This is a genomic window from Planococcus sp. FY231025, from assembly GCF_052078085.1.
Taxonomy (GTDB): Bacteria; Bacillota; Bacilli; order Bacillales_A; family Planococcaceae; genus Planococcus.
This window is the reverse complement of the sequence record NZ_JBQJJG010000022.1, coordinates 1-1,674: the sequence shown is the minus strand read 5'-3', so window position 1 is coordinate 1,674 and position 1,674 is coordinate 1. Positions and strand designations below refer to the sequence as shown.

At 50.6% G+C, this 1,674-nt stretch carries 1 protein-coding gene; it reads right to left on the bottom strand.

Translation table 11 applies throughout. The features are described from left to right. Positions 1 to 98: 98 nt before the first annotated feature. A complete protein-coding gene (locus ACTL32_RS18855; protein ID WP_441342874.1) occupies positions 99 to 1,571 on the bottom strand; it encodes an IS1182 family transposase in 1,473 nt (490 codons plus the stop codon). Positions 1,572 to 1,674 lie beyond the last annotated feature (103 nt).

Here is a 1,674-nt window from a genome sequence, read left to right as displayed (position 1 = left end):
GAGGCCACTGAAAAACCCTCCCTCTACATCACCGGGAGGCATCAAAAGAGCCGAGATGACAGAAATCCTGTCATTTCGGCTCTTTTTCTTTTGGTGATTCAGCCGGAAGCTTCCCTGCGCTCATCCAACAGCCGGAGGATCCGCTTCACGTTCACGACGAAAATCGCCATGGCGCCTTGCACTTCCATGCCGCTGAGTCCGGCACCGGACGTCACGCGGTGTCCGTGCCGATTCTTCAATTCACTGTTCTTGGCTTCGATTTTGTACCGTTCCTTCGCCTTTCCCTTGAACTCGGCGCTTTCCTGAAGGGCGAACTGATTGGCGTGTTCTGGTGATTTGATGGTGACGGAATAGGTCTTGCTTTTGGCCCCTTCCTTGTAGCACCCTTCCCGCAGGGGACAGCGCTTGCAGCGGTCGATGTCGAAGTAGTAGGTGTCTTGTTGATTTGTACCTGTTCCTTTTTTGCCCTGCCGGGCTTTCCGGATCGCCAGATGGCCGGCCTTGCAGACATACATTCCGGCGTCCTTATTGAATTCGAATTCATCTTCTTTTTTTCGGGTCCCGTAAGCCGTGACGGGGTTCAGTTTAGAGATGAGGCATATCTTGTTTTCCTCCACATACTCAAGGTTTTCTTTCTCCGAATAGGCACTGTCCCCGATGACCGTCTTCACGTTGATGCCGGCGGCATCGCTTTTTTCAATCAAGGACTGAAGCAGTTTCCCGTCGTTCTTCTCGCCGGTAGTCACGATGGCCCCGGTGATGATCCGTTCGGGGCTCATCGCCAGATGGGTCTTATAGCCGAAAAACGACGTGTCCGCTGATTTATGCCCGGTCCGGGCGTCATGATCAGTTGAACACTGCAGCTTTTCCTGATCATCCGCTACCGTTTCTTGCAACAGGCGGAAGGATTCCCCGATTTTCGGATTGGCCGATAGGCCGGGAAGCTGTTCGACGACAGCGATGAGCTCAGCGCAATAAGCCAGTTCCGCTTCCAGATCGTCTTTTGTATTCTTCACTGGCAACTGTTCCTTCAACGATTCATCTACGGCATACAAATGTTTGCGCAATAGGCGGGACTGGTCCTGCAGGACCTCGCGTGGGTTTTTCAGGTTGTAACGCGATTGGGTATGGGTCGCATCCACGATGATGGTATTGCTTTCCAACAATCCGTGGGCCATCGCTATGGCGACGGTTCTGCCAATCAGAAGGTCCAAGAGTTGAGTGTCTTTCAAACGCAATTTACGGAAGACCGTCAAGGAGCTGGAATCGATTACGTCTTCCTCAGGTGCCATATCTAAGAAGAATTTATAGGAGAGGTCGTATCTGGATCGTTCGACCAGATCGACATCTGAAAGTGGATGCAGGTACTTTAAAAAAAGGTACTTGAACATGCGTATGGGATGGATGGCCGTGCGGCCATTGTCGGGGCAATACTTATCCGCCAGTTCCTCTGTCACAAAGGAAAAGTCGACAAGCTCGTTGATGCGGCGGAAAATATGATCTTTTGGAATGAGTAAATCGTAAAGGGCGGCATAGGGACTGGGTTTCATGAATGGATTTTCTGGCATCATGGGAATCCCTCCTTGATTTATCATCAGTATACATCGAAAAAAGCACCGAATCTCTAAAAATATAGAGATTCGGTGCTTCTTCTGATAGTTTTTCAGTGGCCTC